General features: G+C 70.6%; 26 protein-coding genes. 17 read left to right on the top strand and 9 right to left on the bottom strand.

Translation table 11 applies throughout. The features are described from left to right. The first annotated feature begins 233 nt into the window (after window positions 1-233). Genes HJG52_RS16860 through HJG52_RS16825 form a run of 8 tightly spaced genes read left to right on the top strand, consistent with a single transcriptional unit; the run spans window position 234 to window position 6,627 of the window. Window positions 234-1,010, top strand: a complete 777-nt coding sequence (locus HJG52_RS16860) for a PDDEXK family nuclease (RefSeq protein ID WP_171244785.1) — start codon at window positions 234-236, stop codon at window positions 1,008-1,010. Between the two features lie 54 nt (window positions 1,011-1,064). Further along, window positions 1,065-1,967, top strand: a complete 903-nt coding sequence (locus HJG52_RS16855) for a DUF2520 domain-containing protein (RefSeq protein WP_171244784.1) — start codon at window positions 1,065-1,067, stop codon at window positions 1,965-1,967. A 32-nt stretch (window positions 1,968-1,999) separates the two neighbouring features. Continuing rightward, on the top strand, window positions 2,000-2,896 hold the full coding sequence (gene panC / locus HJG52_RS16850) for a pantoate--beta-alanine ligase (RefSeq protein WP_171244894.1): 897 nt from the start codon (window positions 2,000-2,002) through the stop codon (window positions 2,894-2,896). 37 nt (window positions 2,897-2,933) lie between these two features. Next, a complete protein-coding gene (gene panD / locus HJG52_RS16845; protein WP_171244783.1) occupies window positions 2,934-3,359 on the top strand; it encodes an aspartate 1-decarboxylase in 426 nt (141 codons plus the stop codon). After that, entirely contained in the window at window positions 3,352-5,073 is a 1,722-nt protein-coding gene (locus HJG52_RS16840; protein WP_171244782.1) for an L-aspartate oxidase, read from the top strand. The genes panD and HJG52_RS16840 overlap by 8 nt, the downstream gene beginning before the upstream one ends. After that, window positions 5,070-5,978 carry a carboxylating nicotinate-nucleotide diphosphorylase gene (gene nadC, locus HJG52_RS16835; protein ID WP_171244781.1) on the top strand — a complete coding sequence of 303 codons (909 nt, stop codon included), beginning with the start codon at window positions 5,070-5,072 and terminating at the stop codon, window positions 5,976-5,978. Before HJG52_RS16840 ends, nadC begins: the two co-directional genes overlap by 4 nt. Before the next feature lie 14 nt (window positions 5,979-5,992). Further along, the gene (locus tag HJG52_RS16830) at window positions 5,993-6,229 is read left to right on the top strand and encodes a type II toxin-antitoxin system Phd/YefM family antitoxin (RefSeq protein WP_171244780.1); all 237 of its coding nucleotides are present in this window, start codon (window positions 5,993-5,995) and stop codon (window positions 6,227-6,229) included. Continuing rightward, window positions 6,229-6,627 (top strand): type II toxin-antitoxin system VapC family toxin, encoded by a 399-nt coding sequence (locus HJG52_RS16825; protein WP_171244779.1) that lies wholly within the window; start codon window positions 6,229-6,231, stop codon window positions 6,625-6,627. The genes HJG52_RS16830 and HJG52_RS16825 overlap by 1 nt, the downstream gene beginning before the upstream one ends. Window positions 6,628-6,653: 26 nt before the next feature. Here HJG52_RS16825 and HJG52_RS16820 read toward each other — a convergent pair whose 3' ends face one another. Together HJG52_RS16820 and HJG52_RS21005 are read right to left on the bottom strand one after the other, a co-directional pair. Further along, entirely contained in the window at window positions 6,654-6,953 is a 300-nt protein-coding gene (locus HJG52_RS16820; RefSeq protein WP_240978120.1) for an AAA family ATPase, read from the bottom strand. Next, complete coding sequence (locus HJG52_RS21005) at window positions 6,925-7,080, bottom strand: hypothetical protein (RefSeq protein WP_240978119.1); 156 nt, start codon at window positions 7,078-7,080, stop codon at window positions 6,925-6,927. The genes HJG52_RS16820 and HJG52_RS21005 overlap by 29 nt, the downstream gene beginning before the upstream one ends. Before the next feature lie 35 nt (window positions 7,081-7,115). Here HJG52_RS21005 and lysS point away from each other — a divergent pair, with 35 nt between their 5' ends. The 4 genes from lysS to HJG52_RS16800 all read left to right on the top strand — a co-directional run bounded on the left by lysS (window position 7,116) and on the right by HJG52_RS16800 (window position 9,921). Continuing rightward, a complete protein-coding gene (lysS, locus tag HJG52_RS16815; protein WP_171244777.1) occupies window positions 7,116-8,645 on the top strand; it encodes a lysine--tRNA ligase in 1,530 nt (509 codons plus the stop codon). Then, window positions 8,642-8,842 carry a lysyl-tRNA synthetase gene (locus HJG52_RS16810; protein WP_171244776.1) on the top strand — a complete coding sequence of 67 codons (201 nt, stop codon included), beginning with the start codon at window positions 8,642-8,644 and terminating at the stop codon, window positions 8,840-8,842. The genes lysS and HJG52_RS16810 overlap by 4 nt, the downstream gene beginning before the upstream one ends. A gap of 93 nt (window positions 8,843-8,935) precedes the next feature. Continuing rightward, window positions 8,936-9,259: a histone-like nucleoid-structuring protein Lsr2 gene (locus tag HJG52_RS16805; protein ID WP_171244775.1), complete on the top strand. Its 324-nt coding sequence runs from the start codon at window positions 8,936-8,938 to the stop codon at window positions 9,257-9,259. A gap of 98 nt (window positions 9,260-9,357) precedes the next feature. Beyond that, window positions 9,358-9,921: a (2Fe-2S)-binding protein gene (locus HJG52_RS16800; protein WP_171244774.1), complete on the top strand. Its 564-nt coding sequence runs from the start codon at window positions 9,358-9,360 to the stop codon at window positions 9,919-9,921. Window positions 9,922-9,924: 3 nt separating this feature from the next. Here the strand turns inward: HJG52_RS16800 and HJG52_RS16795 are convergent, their stop codons facing one another. From HJG52_RS16795 to ligD (HJG52_RS16785), 3 genes are read right to left on the bottom strand one after another with little or no spacing between them, the layout of a single operon-like run. After that, window positions 9,925-10,695: a thioesterase family protein gene (locus HJG52_RS16795; protein ID WP_346767805.1), complete on the bottom strand. Its 771-nt coding sequence runs from the start codon at window positions 10,693-10,695 to the stop codon at window positions 9,925-9,927. Window positions 10,696-10,703: 8 nt separating this feature from the next. Continuing rightward, the gene (gene ligD, locus HJG52_RS16790) at window positions 10,704-11,582 is read right to left on the bottom strand and encodes a non-homologous end-joining DNA ligase (protein WP_171244772.1); all 879 of its coding nucleotides are present in this window, start codon (window positions 11,580-11,582) and stop codon (window positions 10,704-10,706) included. After that, a complete protein-coding gene (ligD, locus tag HJG52_RS16785) occupies window positions 11,575-12,519 on the bottom strand; it encodes a non-homologous end-joining DNA ligase (protein WP_171244771.1) in 945 nt (314 codons plus the stop codon). The genes ligD (HJG52_RS16790) and ligD (HJG52_RS16785) overlap by 8 nt, the downstream gene beginning before the upstream one ends. Window positions 12,520-12,628: 109 nt before the next feature. On the opposite strand from ligD (HJG52_RS16785), the gene HJG52_RS16780 reads away from it, so the two are divergent. The 3 genes from HJG52_RS16780 to HJG52_RS16770 all read left to right on the top strand — a co-directional run bounded on the left by HJG52_RS16780 (window position 12,629) and on the right by HJG52_RS16770 (window position 14,534). Beyond that, complete coding sequence (locus HJG52_RS16780; protein WP_206070998.1) at window positions 12,629-13,183, top strand: Uma2 family endonuclease; 555 nt, start codon at window positions 12,629-12,631, stop codon at window positions 13,181-13,183. Window positions 13,184-13,255: 72 nt separating this feature from the next. Next, window positions 13,256-14,155, top strand: coding sequence for a non-homologous end joining protein Ku (gene ku, locus HJG52_RS16775; protein ID WP_171244769.1), 900 nt, complete (start codon window positions 13,256-13,258; stop codon window positions 14,153-14,155). 1 nt (window position 14,156) lies between these two features. Beyond that, window positions 14,157-14,534, top strand: a complete 378-nt coding sequence (locus HJG52_RS16770) for a DUF4440 domain-containing protein (protein WP_171244768.1) — start codon at window positions 14,157-14,159, stop codon at window positions 14,532-14,534. Between the two features lie 63 nt (window positions 14,535-14,597). On the opposite strand, the gene HJG52_RS16765 is transcribed toward HJG52_RS16770, so the two are convergent. The 3 genes from HJG52_RS16765 to HJG52_RS16755 all read right to left on the bottom strand — a co-directional run bounded on the left by HJG52_RS16765 (window position 14,598) and on the right by HJG52_RS16755 (window position 17,256). After that, the gene (locus HJG52_RS16765) at window positions 14,598-15,353 is read right to left on the bottom strand and encodes an ABC transporter permease (protein ID WP_171244767.1); all 756 of its coding nucleotides are present in this window, start codon (window positions 15,351-15,353) and stop codon (window positions 14,598-14,600) included. A 1-nt stretch (window position 15,354) separates the two neighbouring features. Next, window positions 15,355-16,356 (bottom strand): ATP-binding cassette domain-containing protein, encoded by a 1,002-nt coding sequence (locus tag HJG52_RS16760; RefSeq protein ID WP_171244766.1) that lies wholly within the window; start codon window positions 16,354-16,356, stop codon window positions 15,355-15,357. A 252-nt stretch (window positions 16,357-16,608) separates the two neighbouring features. Next, entirely contained in the window at window positions 16,609-17,256 is a 648-nt protein-coding gene (locus HJG52_RS16755) for a PadR family transcriptional regulator (RefSeq protein ID WP_171244765.1), read from the bottom strand. Between the two features lie 34 nt (window positions 17,257-17,290). On the opposite strand from HJG52_RS16755, the gene HJG52_RS16750 reads away from it, so the two are divergent. Together HJG52_RS16750 and HJG52_RS16745 are read left to right on the top strand one after the other, a co-directional pair. Further along, window positions 17,291-18,142 carry an Fpg/Nei family DNA glycosylase gene (locus tag HJG52_RS16750; RefSeq protein WP_171244764.1) on the top strand — a complete coding sequence of 284 codons (852 nt, stop codon included), beginning with the start codon at window positions 17,291-17,293 and terminating at the stop codon, window positions 18,140-18,142. A gap of 362 nt (window positions 18,143-18,504) precedes the next feature. Then, on the top strand, window positions 18,505-19,182 hold the full coding sequence (locus HJG52_RS16745) for an SPFH domain-containing protein (protein ID WP_171244763.1): 678 nt from the start codon (window positions 18,505-18,507) through the stop codon (window positions 19,180-19,182). Window positions 19,183-19,264: 82 nt separating this feature from the next. Here HJG52_RS16745 and HJG52_RS16740 read toward each other — a convergent pair whose 3' ends face one another. Then, window positions 19,265-20,395 carry a VWA domain-containing protein gene (locus HJG52_RS16740; protein WP_171244762.1) on the bottom strand — a complete coding sequence of 377 codons (1,131 nt, stop codon included), beginning with the start codon at window positions 20,393-20,395 and terminating at the stop codon, window positions 19,265-19,267. Between the last annotated feature and the right edge of the window lies 1 nt (window position 20,396).

Genomic DNA, 20,396 nt, shown 5'->3' with positions numbered 1-20,396 from the left:
CCTGAGACCTACCAATAGGGCGTTCTCAGGCACTCAACTTCGGGTCCTGTGGATGACGGCCGAGTCGGGGTGCCCCGGTGCGCCACTCTGAGCCGATGGGATCGCCGTGGGACGACTTGGCAGATGCGCAGGCTGGGGTCCTGGCACGGCGCCAGCTGACCAAGCTGGGCGCGCGCTGGGACCTCGTCGACCACCGGGTGGCCTCAGGACGCTGGGCCATCCGGACTCCTCGCGTGGTCACGACGTTCACCGGTGAGCCCACGCTCCAGCAGCGGCAATGGATAGCTGTGCTGCATGCGGGTGATCGGGCCATGCTGGGGGGATTGTCGGCCTTGGCCTGGTGGGGGCTCAAGAACTGGGTGCGCGACGAGATCACCGTTGTGGTGCAGAACCCACTGAGCTACGAGCCAGTCGAGGGTGTCGTGTTCTTTCGCACGCGCCGCGACCTTGATCGGCTCAGGCACCCGACGAAGGCGATGCCCGTGTCGCGGGTGGAGCCGGCGGCGTTGCTGTTCGCGGCCTACGACCGGTCGTCGAGGACGGCAAAGGGCCTTCTCGCGGCGGTGGTTCAGCAGCGATTGACGACTCCGGAACGCCTGCTGGAGGAGCTCGAAGAACTCTCGACCCTGCGTCGGTCACGGATGCTTCGCACCGCGCTTCACGACATCAGCGGAGGAGCCCAGTCCCTGTCCGAGATGGACGTCAGGCGGCTGTGTGTTCGCGCTGGACTGCGGCCACCGAACCGGCAGGTACAGCGCATGGACAGTCGCGGACAGCGACGGTTCACCGACTGCGAGTGGGACCTGCCGGATGGTCGGACGCTGGTGCTGGAGGTCGACGGCGGGTTCCACATGGAGGTGGAGCACTGGGAGGACGACCTGCAGCGTCAGAGGCGTCTCACGACGGACAAGCGAACCGTGGTGCGCTGCACGGCTCGTGAGCTGCGCGACGAGGCTGACGCGGTTGCTGCCGACCTGTTGGCGCTCGGTGTGCCCGGCTTGAGTGCCTGAGACCTACCAGTAGGGCGTTCTCAGGCACTCGACTGCGGTGGATAGGTTGGGCGGGTGGACTTCAGCGACGAGCGGCCGGCCCGGCTCACGGTCGGGGTCGTCGGCGCCGGACGCGTCGGTGCGGTGCTCGGAGCCGCGCTGGCCCGCGCCGGCCACCACGTCGTCGCCGTCTCCGGGGTGAGCGAGGAGTCGCGTGAGCGGGCCGCGGCGCTGCTGCCGGACGTGCCGTTGGTCGACCCGGCCGAGGTCGTCGGGCGGGCCGAGCTGGTCGTGCTGGCCGTCCCCGACGACGCCCTCGCCGACCTCGTGTCGGGGCTCGCGGCCACCGACGCCTGGCGGCCGGGGCAGCTCGTCCTGCACACGTCCGGGCGGCACGGCACCGAGGTGTTCGCCCCGGCGGCCGAGGCCGGCATCCTCGGGATGGCGCTGCACCCGGCGATGACCTTCACCGGCACGGCGATGGACCTCGACCGCCTTGTCGAGTGCTGCTTCGGCATCACCGCGCCCGAGCCCCTGCGCCCGGTCGCCGAGGCGCTCGTCATCGAGCTCGGCGCCGAACCGGTGTGGATCTCCGAGGAGGCGCGCCCGCTCTACCACGCGGCGCTCGCGCACGGCGCCAACCACCTCGTCACGCTCATCGCCCAGGCGATGCAGGCGCTGCGGGCGGCCGGGGTCGAGGCGCCCGACCGCATGCTCGGCCCACTGGTGGGCGCGGCGCTCGACAACACCCTGCGCGCGGGTGACGCCGCACTCACCGGCCCGGTCGCGCGCGGCGATGCCGGTACGGTGGCCGAGCACCTGAGACAGCTGCACAGCCTCACCCCCGACGTCCGACCGACCTACCTCGCGCTCGCCCGCGCCACCGCCGAGCGGGCGCTGGCCAGCGGTCGGCTGCGCCCCCACGCCGCGGAGCCCCTGTTGGAGATCCTCGGCACCGACCCCAGGAGTGACCCGTGAGCGATCCGACCGGCGCCAGTGACGTGAGGGGTATGCCGGCCGTGGCCCACACGCGCGACGAGCTGCGGCGCGAGCGCGGTCACCTCACCGGCGACGTCGCCGTCGTGATGACGATGGGCGCCCTGCACGAGGGCCACGCGACCCTGATCCGCAGGGCACGCGAGGTGGCCGAGCACGTCATCGTGACGATCTTCCTCAACCCGTTGCAGTTCGGGCCGAAGGAGGACCTGTCGCGCTATCCCCGCACCTTCGACGCCGACATGGAGATCTGTCGCGACGCCGGCGTGGACCTCGTGTTCGCGCCCACCCCGGACGTCATCTACCAGGACGGTGACCCCGGGGTGCGCATCTCCGCCGGCCCGCTCGGCACCGTGCTCGAGGGCCACTCCCGGCCGGGACACTTCGACGGGGTGCTCACGGTCGTGGCCAAGCTCTTCCACCTCACCGGTGCGCACAGCGCCTACTTCGGGCAGAAGGACGCCCAGCAGCTGCTGCTCATCCGGCGCATGGTGCGCGACCTCGACTTCCCCGTGCGGGTGGTGTCGGTGCCGACGGTGCGCGAGCCCGACGGCCTGGCGATGAGCAGCCGCAACATGTACCTCACCGACTCCGACCGCGAGGTGGCGCTCGCCCTGTCGCGGGCGCTCAAGGCTGGCGCGGACGCCGCCACCGAAGGCCCGTCGGCCATCCGCCGGGCGGCGCGCGCGGTGCTGGTGCGTGAGCCCCTGGCCCTCGTCGACTACCTCGTGCTGGTCCACCCGACGACGCTCGAGGACGTGCCGGAGTGGTACCGCGGCGAGGCGCTCCTCGCGGTCGCCGGCCGGGTCGGCACCACGCGGCTCATCGACAACCAGCCCGTCAACGTGGGACCCGGTGGGGGAGCCATCGAGGTCTTCTCCGACATCGACGCGACTGCCGTCGCCACCTGATCGACACGAAACAGCAAGCACAGCAACGGAGTTCGTCATGCAGCGCTTCATGCTCTACGCCAAGATCCACCGCGCCACCGTCACTCAGGCCGACCTGCACTACGTCGGCTCGCTCACGATCGACCGTGACCTCATGGACGCGGCCGGCCTGCTGCCGGGTGAGCAGGTCGACGTCGTCGACGTGGACAACGGCAGCCGCCTCACGACCTACGCCATCGAGGGGGAGCGCGGCTCCGGCATCGTCTGCATCAACGGCGCCGCGGCGCGGCTCATCTCCCCGGGCGACACCGTGATCATCATCGCGTATGCCGCGATGGACGACAGTGAGGCACGCACCTTCGAGCCCCAGGTCGTCTTCGTCGACAAGGACAACAAGATCGTCGAGGTCGGTCACGACGGCGGTGACGTGCCGGACGGGTTCGGCCTCAAGACCTCGGCCGTGACCCGCCGCGACCATGGCTGAACCCACGGCAGCCGACCACACGGCATACCTCGCGATCCCCGGTCGGCTGCGCGCCCCCCAACCGGGGTGGACCGCGCACGCTGACGTCATCGTCGTCGGCTCGGGCATCGCCGGACTCACGACGGCGCTCCAGCTGCGCCAGCGGGTGGACCGGGTACTGCTCGTCACCAAGACGGTGCTCAACGAGGGCTCCACGATGTGGGCGCAGGGTGGCATCGCAGCGGCGCTCGACCCGGCCGACTCCCCGGAGGACCACCTGCGCGACACCCTCGTCGCGGGCGTGGGCGTCTGTGACGTGGAGGCGGTGCGGGCGCTGGTGACCGAGGGGCCGGGCCGCGTGCGCGAGCTCGTCGCGCTCGGCGCGGAGTTCGACCGCGACGCCGATGGCGAGATCAAGCTGACCCGCGAGGGCGGCCACCACCGCGACCGCATTGCCCACGCCGGCGGCGATGCGACGGGCCGCGAGATCTCGCGCGCCCTCATCGCCGCGCTGCGCCGGGTGCAGGACGACCCGGGCATCGAGGTCATCGAGCACGCGCTGGTCCTCGACCTGCTGCTCGACGACACCGGACGCGCCTGCGGCGTCACCCTCCACGTCATCGGGGAAGGACAGCGCGACGGAGTGGGTGCCGCGCGAGCGCGGGCCGTCGTCCTCGCGACGGGTGGGCTGGGACAGGTGTATGCCGCGACGACGAACCCTTCCGTGGCGACCGGCGACGGCCTCGCCGCCGCGCTGCGCGCGGGCGCCGAGATCGCGGACGTCGAGTTCGTGCAGTTCCACCCCACCGTGTTGTGGCTGGGTCCCGGGTCGAGCGGGCAGCAGCCGCTGATCTCGGAGGCTGTCCGAGGCGAGGGCGCCTTCCTCGTCGACAAGGACGGGGCGCGGTTCATGGAGGGGAGGCACCCGCTGGCCGACCTCGCGCCACGGGATGTCGTGGCCCGGGCCATCGTCGAGCGGATGCGCGAGACGGGCGAGGACCACGTCTACCTCGACGCGCGGCACCTCGGCGCTGCATTCCTCGAGGAGCGGTTCCCCTCGATCGTGGCGCGGTGCCGGGAGCTGGGTTTCGACCCGGCCACCGAGCTGCTCCCTGTGGCGCCAGCCCAGCACTACGCCTCCGGTGGTGTCCGCACCGACCTGCATGGTCGCACCACCGTCGAGGGCCTCTACGCCTGTGGTGAGGTGTCGTGCACCGGCGTCCACGGCGCCAACCGGCTGGCCTCCAACTCCCTGCTCGAGGGGCTCGTCTTCGCGCACCGCATCGCCGATGACATCACCGCACGCCTCGCAGCCGGTGAGCTGCCGCCGGTGCCGGCCGGAGAGGCCGGGCGGCCCAAGGGCCCGGCGACCCTGTTGCCGGAGACTGCCCGGGTCGAGGTGCAGGCCGCGATGACGCGCGGCTCCGGTGCGGTTCGCACTGCCGAGTCAACCGCCGCCACCGCGCTGGCGCTCGCGGCCCTGGCCGAGCGGTCACTCGACGAGTCGGCCGCCGAGCCCGGACCCCAGGCCTGGGAGACGACCAACCTCCTGCAGGTCGGCCAGCTCCTCACGCACCTGGCCGCGCGACGCGAGGAGACGCGCGGTGGCCATGTGCGCGACGACTTCCGTGACCTCGACGACGAGCACTGGCGGGGCAACCAGCGCGCCACCCGTAGCCGCGACGGCTCCGTCACCACCACCTTCCATCCCGTTGCAGCACAGGACATCTCATGACCGAAGCAGACCTGCGTTTCCCGCTCGACGACGCTCGACGGGTCGTCGAGACGGCACTCGACGAGGACCTCGGTGGTCCTGGAGGCGTCGACGTCACGACCGACGCGACCATCCCCGCCGACCAGGTGAGCACCGCGGAGGTGGTGGCGCGCGCGGACGGCGTCGTGGCCGGCATACCTGTCATCGAGCTCGTCTTCGACGCGGTCGCGCGTCGGCTCGGCGCGGAGGCACTCGAGGTCGAGACCGTGCGTGCGGATGGCGACGAGGTGCGCAAGGGCGACGTCATCGCTACGTTGCGCGGCTCCACCCAGGTCACGCTCGTCGGCGAACGCACCATGCTCAACATCGTCTGCCGGCTCTCCGGCGTTGCCACCCACACGCGGCGGTGGGCCGATGCGCTCGACGGCACCGGCGCGACCGTGCTCGACACCCGCAAGACGACGCCCGGGCTGCGAGCGCTGGAGAAGTACGCCGTGCGCGCCGGGGGAGGCACCAACAAGCGGATGGGCCTCTACGACGTCGCGATGATCAAGGACAACCACAAGCTCGCCGCCGGCTCGCTGTCCGCGGCGTATGCCGCGGTGCGGACGAAGTTCCCGGACGTGCCGGTGCAGGTGGAGGTCACCACGACCGAGGAGGCTCTGGAGTCGGTGGGCGTCGGGGCGCGATTCCTGTTGTGCGACAACATGTCCGTGGACCTGTTGAGGGCGACCGTCGAAGCCGTGCGGGCTGGGCAGGGCCAGCTGGGTGAGGCCGTCGAGCTCGAGGCGACCGGCGGGCTCACGCTCGATGTCGCCCGCGACTACGCGCTCACCGGCGTCGACTACCTCTCCGTCGGCGGGCTCACGCATTCCAGCCCGATCCTCGATCTCGCCCTCGACCTGGTGGATTCAGACCAGTCGTAGACTAGTATGGAGTCATGAGCACGATCGGTTCCTATGAAGCCAAGACCCACCTGCCCCGCCTGCTCGATGAGGTCGCGGCTGGTGCAACCGTGACGATCACGAAGCACGGTCGCGAGGTGGCCCGGCTCGTGCCGGTCTCCGGGGGCGACGGAACGCCTGCACAGGTGGTCGAGGCGATCAAGGCCGAGCGCAAGGGGGTCCGTCTTCGCGGGCTCTCGATACGCCGCATGGCTGCCGAGGGCCGCCGCTGATGCTGGTGGTGGACACATCGGTCACGATGGCCTGGTGTTTCGAGGACGAGGCCACTAGGGCCACCGACGCTCTCCTGGACAGGGTCGCGACGGAAGGGGCGGTGGTGCCGCAGTTGTGGGGACTCGAGGTGTGCAACGTGTTGCTCGTAGCGCAGCGCAAGGGGCGGATCACCGAAGCACAGTCTGCACGGTTCCTTGCCCTCCTCCACCAACTTCCCATGATCAGTGATCCAGCCGGGACGCCTCTCCTTGAGTTGCTTGCGGTGGCGGCCCGCCATGGCCTCACGGCCTACGACGCGGCATACCTCGCTCTGGCCGAACGAAACGCAGCAGCCTTGGCGACACTGGATGCCGACCTGCACGACGCCGCGACTGCTGCTGGGGTGGAGCTCGCCTGACGTCGCATCAGGAGATGGCCGGACGGTCAGCCGAGGTGGCGCAGGTAGCGGCCGGGGCCGTCGAGGAAGCGGCGGTAGTGGTCGACCACGTCGAGGTCGTCCCAGGCGACCTCGTGGATGCCGGTGTCGTCGAGCTGGAGGATCGTCGCGCCGGGCAGGCTCGCGACGACCGGTGAATGGGTGGCGATGAGCACCTGACGACCAGGCTCGGAGAGTGCCTCGATCAGCGCACCGACGAGCGCGAGCTGGGCCGTGAACGACAGCCCCGCCTCCGGCTCGTCCATGACGAAGAAGCCGTCACCGGCGAACCGCCGCGTCCGCAACATCGCGATGAACGACTCGGGCGACCGCGGGGATGGTGAGCGGCCACTCGTCGTCCGGGAGGGCGGCATACGGGCTGCGCTCGACGCGGCGCACCGGCAGCGGCACCGTCCACGCGTCCTTCCCCGCCATGCGAGGCACTGTATGCCGCTGGGTACCCTTGGCGGGTGAGCCAGACCCCCGACCCCGCCGCCACTTCCACGCCGGACAGCGCACCCGAGAGCGACCTGCCCGAGCAGCTGAAGGTGCGCCGCGAGAAGCGGGACCGGCTCATCGCCGAAGGCGGCCAGGCCTACCCCGTGTCGGTGGAACGCACCCACACCCTCGCCGAGGTGCGCGAGAAGTGGGGCCACCTCGAGGCGGGCGAGGAGACGCAGGACGTCGTCGGGGTCGCCGGCCGGGTGATGTTCATCCGCAACACCGGCAAGCTCGCTTTCGCCACGCTCCAGGAGGGCATCGGCACGCGGCTGCAGGTCATGCTCAGCCTCGCCGAGGTCGGGCAGGAGGCGCTCGACGCGTGGAAGGCCGACGTCGACCTCGGTGACCACGTGTTCGTGCAGGGGCGGGTCATCTCGTCCAAGCGTGGCGAGCTGTCGGTGATGGCGACGCGGTGGGAGATGGCGTCCAAGGCGCTGCGCCCGCTGCCCGTCCTGCACAAGGACCTGTCGGAGGAGTCGCGGGTGCGCCAGCGCTACGCCGACCTCATCGTGCGACAGGAGTCGCGAGACATGGTGCGCACCAAGGCCGCCGCGCTCACGGCCGTGCGTGGGGTCCTCGAGGCGCAGGGTTACCTCGAGGTCGAGACGCCGATCATCCAGCTGATCCACGGTGGCGCGGCGGCCCGCCCGTTCCGCACCCACATGAACGCGTTCGACCAGGACATGACCCTGCGGATCGCGTTGGAGCTCAACCTCAAGAAGGCCGTCGTCGGCGGCGTCGACAAGGTCTACGAGATGGGCCGCATCTTCCGCAACGAGGGTGTCGACGCGACCCACAGCCCCGAGTTCACGATGCTCGAGGCCTACCAGGCCTACGGCGACCAGACCTCGATCGCGATGCTCTTGCGCGACATCTACCTCGGGGTCGCCGACGCCCTCGGGTCGCGGACCATCGAGACCGAGCGTGGCACCGTCGACCTGGGCGGCGAGTGGCGTTGGCTGCCGGTCTACGACGCGGTGAGCGAGGCGGTCGGCGAGACCGTCACGGTCGAGACCGATGTGGAGACGCTGCGCGGGTATGCCGCGAAGCACGACGTCGAGGTCGACCCGGCGTGGGACAAGGACAAGGTCTTCCTCGAGCTGCTCGGTGAGCTCGTCGAGCCGGGGCTTCTGCAGCCGACGTTCCTGTGCGACTACCCCGCGGCTGCCCAGCCCCTGGCCCGCCCGCACCGCAGCAAGCCCGGGCTCATCGAGGCGTGGGACCTCATCATCGCCGGCGTCGAGCGCGGCACCGGTTTCTCCGAGCTGGTCGACCCGGTCATCCAGCGCGACGTGCTCACCGCGCAGTCGGTCAAGGCGGCCGGCGGTGACCCCGAGGCGATGCAGCTCGACGAGGACTTCCTGCGCGCGCTGGAGTACGGCGCCCCGCCCATGGGTGGCCTCGGGTTCGGTGTCGACCGCATGATCATGCTCTTCACCGGCGCCAACATTCGCGAGACGATCCTGTTTCCCCACCTCAAGCCGGAGGTCTCCCGATGAATTCCACCTGGCCCTACCTGGCGGCGCTCATTCCCTCAGTGGGAGTGGGATTCCTTTTCTGGCTGGTCATCAAGAACATGATCGAGGGCGACCGAAAGGAAAGGCTCGCGCATTCCCAGTGGGAGCGCGACCACCCCGAGGACGTTCCTGTCACCCGAAACGACGAGCCGAATTCCTCGCCGGTCGACCGGAAATGACGGCTATCAACGCCTGACTTTCCACGCGCCCTTTCTCGGGATACTTTGTTCTCGCACCGAAATCATCAGCGAGATTTTCCGGAAAGGATTTCCATGGCCCAGCGCGTGACCATCGTCCTCGAGGACGACCTGGACGGCAGCTCCGCCGACGAGACGGTGACGTTCGCCCTCGACGGCACGACCTACGAGATCGACCTCAACGCCAAGAACGCCGGCAAGCTGCGCGACGCCCTCGCCCCCTATGTCGGCCACGCCCGCAAGGCCGGGCGCCGCGCCGGTGGCCGGTCGACCGCTCGCTCCGGCTCCAAGCGCGACGTCACCGAGGTCCGCGAGTGGGCCCGCGCCAACGGCCACAAGGTCAGTGACCGCGGCCGCATCTCGGCCGAGGTGCAGGCCGCCTACGACAAGGCTCACTGAGCCCCATCGACGCGCATTCGCTGACGGCGCGACTCGCGTCGGTCCTGCCCTACCCGCGGCTCGTCGCGGCCGGTCCTGACGACCCCGACCAGCCGTGGGTGTGGGCGCAGGTCTGGCAGGCGCAGGTGCGTGGCGGCGAGGACCCGACCGCGCCGTGGCGTGCCGAGCTCGCCGCCGGCACCCAGCGCCAGTACCGCCAGCCCGCACCGGTCGCGATGCCGGCCGCGTTCGTCCTGCAGTGGTTCCTCGAGGTCGCGGCCGTGCCCGCAGTGTATGCCGCGTGGCACAGCGCCGTCGTCCTCGACCCGTTGCGTGCCGGGTTGAGCTTCGAGCTCGAACCCCGCCAGCTCTACCCGGTCACGGTGCAGCTGCGTTCGGCAGCGGCGACCCCAGCGCTCCTGGACGAGCGGCTGGAACTTGCCCACGCGGCATACCGAAGTGCCGCAACAGAATTCGCGCGGACTTATCGCTCGGAGGCAAACCTCGGCGAGCGCACCCGGCTTGGCATGGTCGACGACGTGTGGGCCATGGCGGATGCCCGCGCCCGCGGTCAGGGCCCGCCCGGTCGGGTGTCGTGCTGCTTCATCTACGCCCTGCCCGGGGTGCACGAGTGCACCGGCTGCCCGAGGCTGCGCCGGCGCCAGCCTGCGTCCGGGGCCTGACAATCACGGGCGCACGGTGAGCAGCTGCGCCATCGTGCCCACCGGGCCCTGCTCGTCGTGCAGGACCGTGCTGGTCAGGCCCAGCCCGTGGGGCCCGAACGACACCGACGTGTCGAAGCCCAGCCAGAGGCCGGCCGGCTGCCGGAAGAAGTGGACCGTCAGGTCGACGTTGGGGAAGGCGACCTGACGCGGGTCGGCGCGCACCACCATGCCGTTGGCGATGTCGAGCAGGCCGACGGCACGGGCGAAGGCGCTCACCGGCTCAGCCGCCACGAGCGGGACGTCGGTGGTGACCCAGAAGTGCCCACGCCCGGGCTCGACCAGCGTGCGTCGCACCTGCGCCGACGCGATGAACCCGCCGTCCCAGACCGTCGTGGCATCCCACGGCTCGGTCTCGTCGGGGCCGGGGATCGGCGGGAGGGGAGTGCCCGCCAGGGCGGCGGTGTCGCCCGGCGCCATCAGCCACGCGCGCAGCACCACCGCACGGCGAGCGGCGTGCACCAGCGTCGCCTCCACGAGCTCGATCGTTCGGCCGGGCCGCAGCACGGACACCGACGTCTCGACCTCTGCGACCGGCACTGTCCCGAGGATGTCGAACGACAACCGCGCGACGACGAGGTCCCCACGGCCACGCCGGTCACGGTCGAGCTCGACGACGTGGGCCAGGAGGCCGAGTGCCGGGGCGATGTGCTGCTCGTCGAGCCGCCAGGCCCCGCCGACGTGATCCGTCGCCCGGAACGTCGTCTCGCCCGTGCGTTCGAAGTAGCCGCTCACGCCCTCGATCATTCCCCACCGAAGAGCGGTGCCAGCAGGTCCCCGTCTCGTTCGACCCGCTCGAGAACCTCCTCGAATCCGAGCTGCTCGAACTTCGCCCCCGCGGCACCGGCCTCCACCTCGTCCCACGTCCGGGGCGCTGCCACCGTGGGAATCTCCTTGCCCCGCAGCGAGTACGGGCACACCGTGGTCTTGTGGAAGGTGTTCTGGCTCCAGTCGATGAACACCTTCCCCGGTCGCAGCGACTTCGTCATCTTCCACACGACGAGGTCGGGGTGGCGCTTGGTCAGCTCCTGCGCGAGCTGCATCGCCATGTCCTTGACGGTCTCGCTGTCGAGGTCTCCAGGCAGGCCGGCATACAGCTGCATTCCCTTGCTGCCACTGGTGACCGGAAATGTGTCGAGCCCCAGCCCGGACAGCCGGTCCCGCACCATGAGCGCCACGCGCGCGCACTCGTGCAACCCGGCGCCCTGGCCCGGGTCGAGGTCGACCACCATGCGGTTCGGCGGCTGCGGCTCGTCGTCGACGACGGTCCACTGGTGCACGTGCAGCTCGATCGAGTTGAGGTTGACGAGGTAGGTCAGGTCGGCGAGGTCGCTGACGAGGGGGAACCGCACTCCGTCGACCACGACCGACTCCAGCCACGACGGTGCACCCGAGGGCAGGTTCTTCTCGAAGAACGACGGTCCCTCGACGCCGTGCGGCCAGCGCACCCGTGTCACCGCGCGGTCGGCCAGATGGGGGAGCAGCACCTCGGCGACGCGGGCGTAGTAGTTCAGCACTTCGCCCTTGGTCGTCTCCGTCGCGGGGTAGAGCAGCTTGTCGAGGCTGGTCAGCTTGAGTTTGCGCCCGGCCACCTCGACGCGGGTCACCTCGGGGTCAGGCACCGTCCACCTCCTGCAGGTCGTCGGGGGTCACGTCAGTGCGGATGCCGAGGTATGCCGGCTGGCGCAGCCGCCCGTCGCGCGTCACCTCCAGCGTGCGCGCCTCCACGACGACGCGCGGTTCCACCCAGGTGGCGCCCACGGCGTCGATGCGTGGAACCGGGTCGCTGAACGGCGACGTCGGACGCGTCAGCGGGGCGAGTGCCTCGGCCAGCCGGACGGCCGCGGCCCCGGCGATGCCACTGCCCATCCGCCCGGCGAACCGCCAGCCGCCCGCCCCGTCGGGCACACCGAGCAGCACCGCGCCGAGCCGGCCCGAGTCGTTGGTCTTCTCCGGCCGCCAGCCACCGACGACCGCCGAGACGCTGGTGCGGTGTGGGCGTTTGAGCCAGTCCTTGGAGCGGCGACCGGCGAGGTACGGCGCCGACCGCCGCTTGCTCACGATTCCCTCGAGCCCCTGCTCACGGGTGGCCTCGAAGAGCTCGTCACCATCGTCGTAGACCGGGGGCACCTGCCAGTGCCGCCCGTCGAGGTCGAGCCGCTCGAGCAGCTCGCGCCGGGCCGACCAGGGCTGGGAGGTGAGGTCCGCGGCATACAGGCGGAGCAGGTCGAACACCATCAAGGTGACGGGCCGCGCGGCGGCGAGGCGCTCGGCACGTCGCCGGTCCTTGACGTGCATGCGGTCGGCGAGCGCGGCGAACGATGGGCGTCCGCCGTCGAGGGCCACCACCTCGCCGTCGAGCAGCATGTCGTCGTACTGGTCGGCCAGGGTCGCCAGCTCGGGGTAGCTCGCGGTCACGTCGTTGCCGGTCCGCGAGCTGATGGTGAGCTTGCCGTCGTGCACGTCGACGAGCACGCGCATGCCGTCCCACTTGACCTCGTGCACCCAGTCCTCGCCCCGGGGGGTGGTGTCGGCCGGGCTGGCCAGCATGGGACGCATGACCCCATCCTGTCGCACCATCGCTGAGGACCTGTGGACAACGGCCGAGGCCCGTCGACAACTCGCGGGAGGCTTGGCCGCATGGAGGGAAGGGGGCACGATGACTGCCATGGAGAGCACTGGGCTCGTGTTCGTGGGCGAGCCGTTCACGCGGGCGGATCTCGAGGCGATGCCCGATGACGGTCGCCGCCATGAACTCATCGACGGGACCCTCCTGGTGACGCCCGCACCGACGCCGCGGCACCAGCGCGTGTCGATGCGTTTGTCGGCTCTGCTCTACGACACGGCGACCCCCGGGTTCGAGGTCCTGACCGCTCCGCTGGACGTGGTGCTGGCTGACGACACCGTGGTACAGCCGGACCTCCTGGTGGCGCGCGGTGACGCCTTCTCGGACAAGGACCTTCCAGTGGCGCCACTCCTGGCGGTGGAGATCCTCTCGCCCAGCACCCGGCTCATCGACCTCAACCTCAAGAAGGCGCGTTACGAGCTCGCGGGCTGCCCGCACTACTGGGTCGTCGACCCGCAGGCGCCCAGCCTCACCGCGTGGGCACTGCGCGACGGCGCCTACGTCGAGGTCGCCTCGGTCAGCGGTGACGAGACGTATGCCGCGAGCGAGCCGTTCGCAGTCGAGGTCACCCCGAGCGCGCTGGTCGCCGACCGCTGACCCGGCGCCACGGCGGCGCCGCCGGGCCCACGGGCGTGGCGCCTGTCCCCGGCATGCGGGAGGATCGGGGGTATGCGAGCGATCTGGAAGGGCGCGGTCTCCTTCGGCCTGGTCAACGTACCGATCCGTCTCTACTCCGCGACCGAGAACCACGACGTGCAGTTCCGGCAGGTCCACCGGGAGGATGGCGGCCGGATCAAGTACCAGCGGACGTGCAGCATCGACGGCGAGGTCGTGTCCTACGACGACATCGCCAAGGGCTACGAGACCGAGGACGGCGAGATGGTCGTCCTCACCGACGAGGACTTCAAGGAGCTGCCTGCCACGAGCAGCAAGGAGATCTCGGTCGAGAAGTTCGTGCCGGCCGACCAGATCGACCCGATGCTCTACGACAAGTCCTACTACCTCGAGCCCGACAAGGACTCGACCAAGCCCTACGTCCTGCTGCGCGACGCCCTCGAGAAGGAGAACCGCGTCGCCGTCGTCACCGTCTCGATCCGCACCCGCATGACCATGGCGGTGCTGCGTGTCCACGACGGTGTCATCGTCATGCAGACGCTGCTGTGGCCCGACGAGATCCGCAAGCCCGACTTCGCCACGCTCGACGACGAGGGCAAGGCCACCAAGCAGGAGCTCGCGATGGCCGACCTGCTCATCGAGCAGCTCGCGGGCGACTACGAGCCGGACGAGTATGAAGACGACTACGCCGCTGCCGTGCAGGCCCTGGTCAAGGCCAAGGTCGAGGGCGGCGAGGTGCAGCACGCGCCCGAGTCCAAGGACGACTCCGGTGAGGTCGTCGACCTGCTGGCGGCGCTCAAGAAGTCGGTCGACAAGGCCAAGGCCGGTCGTGGAGAGGCGCCGAGCGACTCCGCGCCCGCGAAGTCGAGCAGCAAGTCCACCACCAAGAAGACGGCTGCCAAGAAGACCACTGCGAAGAAGACGGCGAAGAAGGCCGCCAAGAAGGCCAGCTGACGTGGCGGAGCTGCCGACCGACGAGGACCTCGAGGTCGTCGCCGACTGCGAGCGCGCCCTGCTCACCGGTGCCGTGCGCGGTGACCGCGACAGCGCGCGGCTGTTGCTGCACCAGGACTTCCGCGAGGTTGGGCAGTCGGGGCGGGTGTGGGACCGTGACTGCGTCCTGGACCTCATGGAGTCCGAGGGCGGCACGGATGCCGCGCGCGCCGAGGACCTCGTCGCCACCGGCCTTGCGCCGGACGTCGTGCTCGTCACCTATGACTCGGTGACCAAGGACGGGCGCGCCCGCCGCAGCTCGGTGTGGGTGCGCGACCGCGGTCGCTGGCAGCTGCGGGCCCACCAGGGCACGCCGGCGCCGCAGGACCCGACGGCGTGAGGGGTATGCCGCGTGGTGACCACGCGGCATACCCCTCACCTCTGGCGACGGGCCGGGAGGGCGTCAGGCGTTCTCCTTGCGGAAGGTCGCCGTGCCCCACCACATGGCGAGGGCGAACAGCAGGACCGCCCAGCCGGTGCCCCACAGCAGCTTGTCGTTGCCGAAGTCGCCGAGGAACGAGCTGCGGACGGCGTCGACGATCCACCGGAACGGCATGAAGTCGCTGGTCCTCTCGAGCCACTTCGGGCCGAGCGTCATCGGCAGCAGGATGCCGGAGAGCAGCAGTACCGGCATCATCACGACGTTGATGATCGGCGCCATCGAGTCCTCGGACTTGGTGGTGAGCGCGAGCGCGTTGGACGCCGCGGCGCAGGCCCCGCCGACGAGCAGGGTCAGCACGACGCCCGCGACGACACCGCGCGCCGGTGCCTCCATGCCCACGGCATACCCGAGGCCGACGAGCACCATGGCCTGGACGAACAGCTGCAGCAGGTCGCGCCACAGGCGCCCCATGAGCAGCGCGGTCCGGCTCGCAGGCGTGACCCGCTCGGCCTCGACGACACCGTCACGCCACTCGGAGATGAGCCCGAACCCGGCGAAGAACGCCCCGAACATGCCGAGCTGCACCAGCATGCCCGGCACGAAGAAGGTCCACGCGTTGTCGTAGCCGAACTGCTTCGCCATCGGCTTCAGCAGGGGGCCGAAGAGGAAGAGGTAGAGCACGGGCTGCATCAGCCCGATGAGCACCCACGCGGGGTTGCGCAGGTTCATCCGCAGCTGGCGGCGGAAGATGATGAAGGACTCGCGCAGGAACCGCATCTCACTTCTCCTTGCTGGTCTCGGGGTCGGCCTTCTCGGTGGACGCCTCGGCGTCCCGCAGCGAGCGGCCGGTCAGGGTGAGGAACACATCGTCGAGGGTGGGTCGCTTGACCTCGATCGACTCGAGGTCGATGTCGGCGGCCTGCAGGTCGCGCAGCAGCCCGGGCACGGCCTTGGCGGCCCGGCGGACGCGACCGCTCGCGTGCGAGCCGTCGACGGTGACCTGCTCGGCCACGGACTCGAGCCGGGTCGCGGCGTCGGCCACGCGGTCCGGGTCACTGACCTCGAGCACGACCAGGTCACCGGACACCTGCGCCTTGAGGTTGTCGCTGGTGTCGGCGGCGACGATCTTGCCGTGGTCGATGATGATGATCCGGTCGGAGAGAGCGTCGGCCTCGTCGAGGTAGTGGGTCGTCAGGAACACCGTGGCCCCGCGGCGTCGGCGCAGGTCGGCGATGTGCTCCCACAGGTTGGCCCGCGCCTGCGGGTCGAGGCCGGTGGTCGGCTCGTCGAGGAAGACGAGGGTCGGCTCGTGGATGAGGCCCATCGCGATGTCGAGCCGGCGCCGCTGGCCACCTGACATCGCCTTGGGCTGACGGGTCCACAGCCCCGGCAGGTCGAGCTGGTCGAAGAGCTGTTTGCCGCGCTCGGTCGCCTCACGCTGCGACATGCCGTAGAGCATCCCGTGGTCGACGACCTCGTCCCCGCCGCGGGCCAAGCTGCCGGTCGAGCCGCTCTGTGACACGTACCCGATGCGCCGCCGCACCTGCACGGAGTCCTTGACCACGTCGTAGCCAGCCACGCGCGCGGTGCCCTCGGTCGGCTTGAGCAGGGTGGTCAGCATCCGCAGCGTCGTGGTCTTGCCGGCGCCGTTGGGTCCGAGGAACCCGACGACCTCGCCCTCGGCGACGTCCAGGTCGACCCCGTCGACGGCGCGAACTTCCTTCTTGGCCTTGCCTTCCCGACTCTGGAAGGTCTGCACGAGTCCTCGTGCCTCGATCATCACGGCTCCTTCTCAACCGTCGTGTTCAAACTTGAATACGATCAGTGTTCAACATTGAACACCTTCTCGTCAAGCAGCTCTGCGCCCACCCGGCTTCGGGCTCGCGACGGTAGACCCGGCCACCGACACGAATCCATCGCGTTTCCGCGCACTTTCACGGGTCGGCCGGGCAGGACGGAGAGGTATGCCGCGGAGCTGGGCCGGCGGCATACCTCAGCGGGGGTCGTCCAGGCGGAAGGGGCGGGGCGTGCCTCAGCGGCGCTTGCCGATGAGCTTCACGTAGCGCTCGCGGTCACCGGCCATCTGCCAGCCGGGGTCGTCCGCGGGGACCTCCCAGTCGACCGGCTCCCCACGCAGCGCCAGCTCGCCGCGCTCGATGCGGGCGCGCAGGTCGACGAGCCACTCCCGCTCGGTCTGGCTCATGCCCATCCACAGGTCCGCGAGCGACCGCACGTGGGGCGGGACGCTGGCGGCGCCGGAGGTGTTCTGGTCGAGCTGACGTCGCGTCATCACGTCGAGCGCGGCGATGCGGGCGGTCAGGGCTGCCAGCACCCGGTCGCGAGGCATGAGGGGCAGCAGCGCCATCGCCGTGTGGAACGCGAGCGAGGACGTGAGGCCCACCGACTCGACCGCGTGCTCCCACAGCCGCTCGAACTCCCGACGGCCGTGGGTCGTGCTCGTGTAGACCGCCACCTCACGGGTGCCGTCGACGACGTCGTGCCGTTCCAGCGCCCCCTGCTTGGCGAGGGTGGCGAGGCCGGAGTAGATCGACCCGGGGTTGACGTGCGCCCAGTCGTCGACCTCCCAGGAGAGCAGCTCACGCCGCAGCTGGTAGCCGTTGACCGGTTCGAAGAGCATGACGGTGCCGAGGAGCAGGAGTCGCGTCTCGGTGGCCGCCATGCCCCGCAGTGTAGGCGCGGGGGAGGATTGCCCCATGCCCGAAGGTCACACGCTGTTCGCCCTCGCCCGCGACCTCGACGCCGCCTTCGCGGGCACCCGACCGGTGGTGACGAGCCCGCAGGGGCGCTTCGCCGCCGGCGCAGCGCTGCTGTCCGGGCGCGAGCTGCTGCACGCCACCTCCTGGGGCAAGCACCTGTTCGTCGAGTTCGAGGGCGACGCCTGGCTGCACGTGCACCTCGGGCTGATCGGCAAGTTCTCGGTCGACGAGCGGGGGTATGCCGGTGAGTTGCCCGTCGTGGGCCAGGTGCGTCTGCGGTTGGAGACGGACGCGCACGTCGCCGACCTGCGCGGGCCGAACCTGTGTGCCGTCATCACGCCGGAGCAGGTCGAGGCGGTCCGCTCGCGACTCGGTCCTGACCCCTTGCGCGTCGATGCTGCCGACCCGCTGCGACCCGACCCCGAGCCGGAGGTCGCGTGGCGTCGGATCAGCCGCAGCAGCAAGGGGATTGGCGAGCTGCTCATGGACCAGGCGGTGCTGGCGGGAGTCGGGAACGTCTACCGGTGCGAGGTGCTGTTCCGGCTGCGGGTCGACCCGTTCCGGCCGGGTCTGGAGCTGCGCCGCTCGACGTGGGACGCGATCTGGCTCGACCTCGTCGACCTGCTGCCGCTCGGGGTGGCGACGGGTCGCATCGTGACGGTGGCCGAACAGGTCGAGGAGGTCCGGGCGGCGATGGCCGACGGCACCGTCGAGCGACTGGACGAGCGAATCTCCTACGTCTACAAGCGAACTGGTGAGCCGTGCCGGGTGTGTGGCTCGCGCATCCGGAGCCGGCAGGTGGCAGGCCGCACGCTCTACTGGTGCGGCCGCTGCCAACGCCGCCGTTGACGGCATCGGAACAGCCGGGCGAGTAGCTGTCGAACGGTAAATGGGTGGCGTCGTGTCGGCGCCGTGCCGCACCCTTGTCGACGGACAAGGCGAGGTCAGCAGCCACCGTGGCGTGCCACAGGCGGTCCTGCGCGTCGACCTCGCTCGATGGATCCACCAGGCACAGGTGCTCGCACACCATGAGGTTCGACTCCTCGACGGGCGCCGCCGCCGGGCACCCGTCGGCCCCTGCTCTGCGACAGCGCCCGTGCGGTGCCTGTCCCGCTCTGGCCGTCGCCCGGCGGCGTCGTCCGGTGCGTGATCCAGCTGTCTCACAACAGAATCCGCAACCCAGCCGACCCAACCGGAGGAGGTCGATCCTGATGTCCCTGTTCACCATCACCGTGCCCGCGCGACACTGCGCCGTGGAGTACCTGAACGGCAAGCACGAGCGGGTGCTGGCCCCCGGTCGGCACCGCCGGACCTGGCGTGCGCGCTACGTCACGGTCGACCTGCGCGACACCATGACCGTGGTGGCACCCCAGGAGGTGATGACTGCTGACGGCGTGGTGGTGAAGGTGTCCGCCGTCGTGCGGTGGGCCGTCGACGACGCCGTGGCGTGGCTCGAGCAGGCGGGCGACCCGGGTGCGCTGGTCTACCTTGCGGCCCAGGTCGCGCTCCGCGACGCGCTGGCCGGCCTCGACCTCGACGACCTGACCCGTCGCGGTGCCCGGGTGCCGGCCGACGAGATCACTGCGGCTACGGCGGCGGTGGCCGGGACGGTGGGTGTGCGGGTCGGGGAGGTCGTCGTCCGTGACGTGATCCTGCCGGTCGAGGTGCGTCACGCTGCTGCCGAGCTGGTCACCGCCCGGCAGCGCGGCCTGGCGCTCCTCGAAGGGGCACGCGCAGAGACCGCAGCGCTGCGTTCGCTCGCCAACGGTGCCAAGCTGCTCGACGCACACCCGGCGCTGGCGCAGCTTCGTCTCGTGCAGTCGGCACCGCACGGCACGCAGGTGGTGCTGCGCGTCGGTCAGCCCGACCACGGCGGCGAGCAGGGGTGAGCCGCACCGCGCGTCGTTCGTGACCGCCCGGGTCGCGCACGACGCGCGGTCGAGCGCGCGCGGCCACGCGGCATACGCGACGTCACTGGGGGTGGGGCGCCCACCGCAGGCCGAGCCACAACGCCAGCAACAGCACCAGGGCGGCCAGCCCGGCGAAGGCGACACTGACGTCGACGTCGCGTTCCTGGGTGTCGGCGCGCTGCGGCAGGTCCTTGAAGACCGTGTTGAGCTGCTCGGCGTCCTCGGCCTTGAAGTACTCGCCACCGGTGGTCGAGGCGACCTGGCGCAACGAGTCCTCGTCGACGACGAGGAAGTTGCGGGCGCCGAACCCGAGCCCGCCGAGGCCCTGTGGCGGTCCGTCGAACATCCCGCCGCCGAGCTGCTCGCTCGTGCAGACCATCTGCGTCGGCTCACTGGTGCCGAAGCCGATCGGGTAGACGCGCACACCCCGCTGCGCCGCCTGCTCGGCGGCCGACTCGGGGGTGACGCCGCGAGTGTTCGCGCCATCGGTCAGCAGGACCACGATCTCGGGCGCCTTCTGGCCGGAGGGGGTGCCGGGGGTGCTGGGTGCGGACGGGCTCGGCGTCGGAGTGGGGCGCTGGTCGGGGCCGTCGGGGACGCCCGGATCGCCTTGCACCTCACCAGAGTTCGGGTCCGACGGCGCCACCTGCGGGTTGATCTCGGAGACCGCGTCGATCGACTTGAGGATGGCCGCACCGATCGCGGTGCCGCGCCCCGTCGTGAGCCCGTCTACTGCCGTGAGCAGCTCCTCGTGGTCCGTGGTCGGCGCCACCGACAGCTGCGCAAACCCCGAGAACACCACCAGGCCGATCCGCGTCTTGGCGTTCTGGTCGTCGACGAACTTGCGCACCGCGTCCTGCGCCGCCGACATGCGGTTGGGTGACACGTCGGTCGAGCACATCGAGCCGGACACGTCGATCGCGAGGATCACCGCCGAGCTGGACACCGGCACCTGGGCACGCACCTGCGGCCGGGCCCCAGCCAGCGCCAGCAGCCCGAGGGCGGCCAGCACCATGGCGATGGGCACGTGACGGCGCCAGCTGCGTTGGCGCGGAACCGCCTTGCGCAGCAACGCGACGTGCGAGAACCGGATGGCGGCGCGGCGTCGTCGGCGCAGCTGCCACAGGTATGCCGCGACGAGGACCGGGACGGTCAGCAGGCCGAGCAGGACGTAGGGGAGGTTGAACCTCATG

Origin of the sequence: Knoellia koreensis, assembly GCF_013041615.1 — a bacterium.
GTDB classification, from domain to species: Bacteria; Actinomycetota; Actinomycetes; order Actinomycetales; family Dermatophilaceae; genus Pedococcus; species Pedococcus koreensis.
The sequence above is the reverse complement of the archived record's forward strand: the minus strand, read 5'-3'. Positions and strand labels throughout refer to the sequence as shown.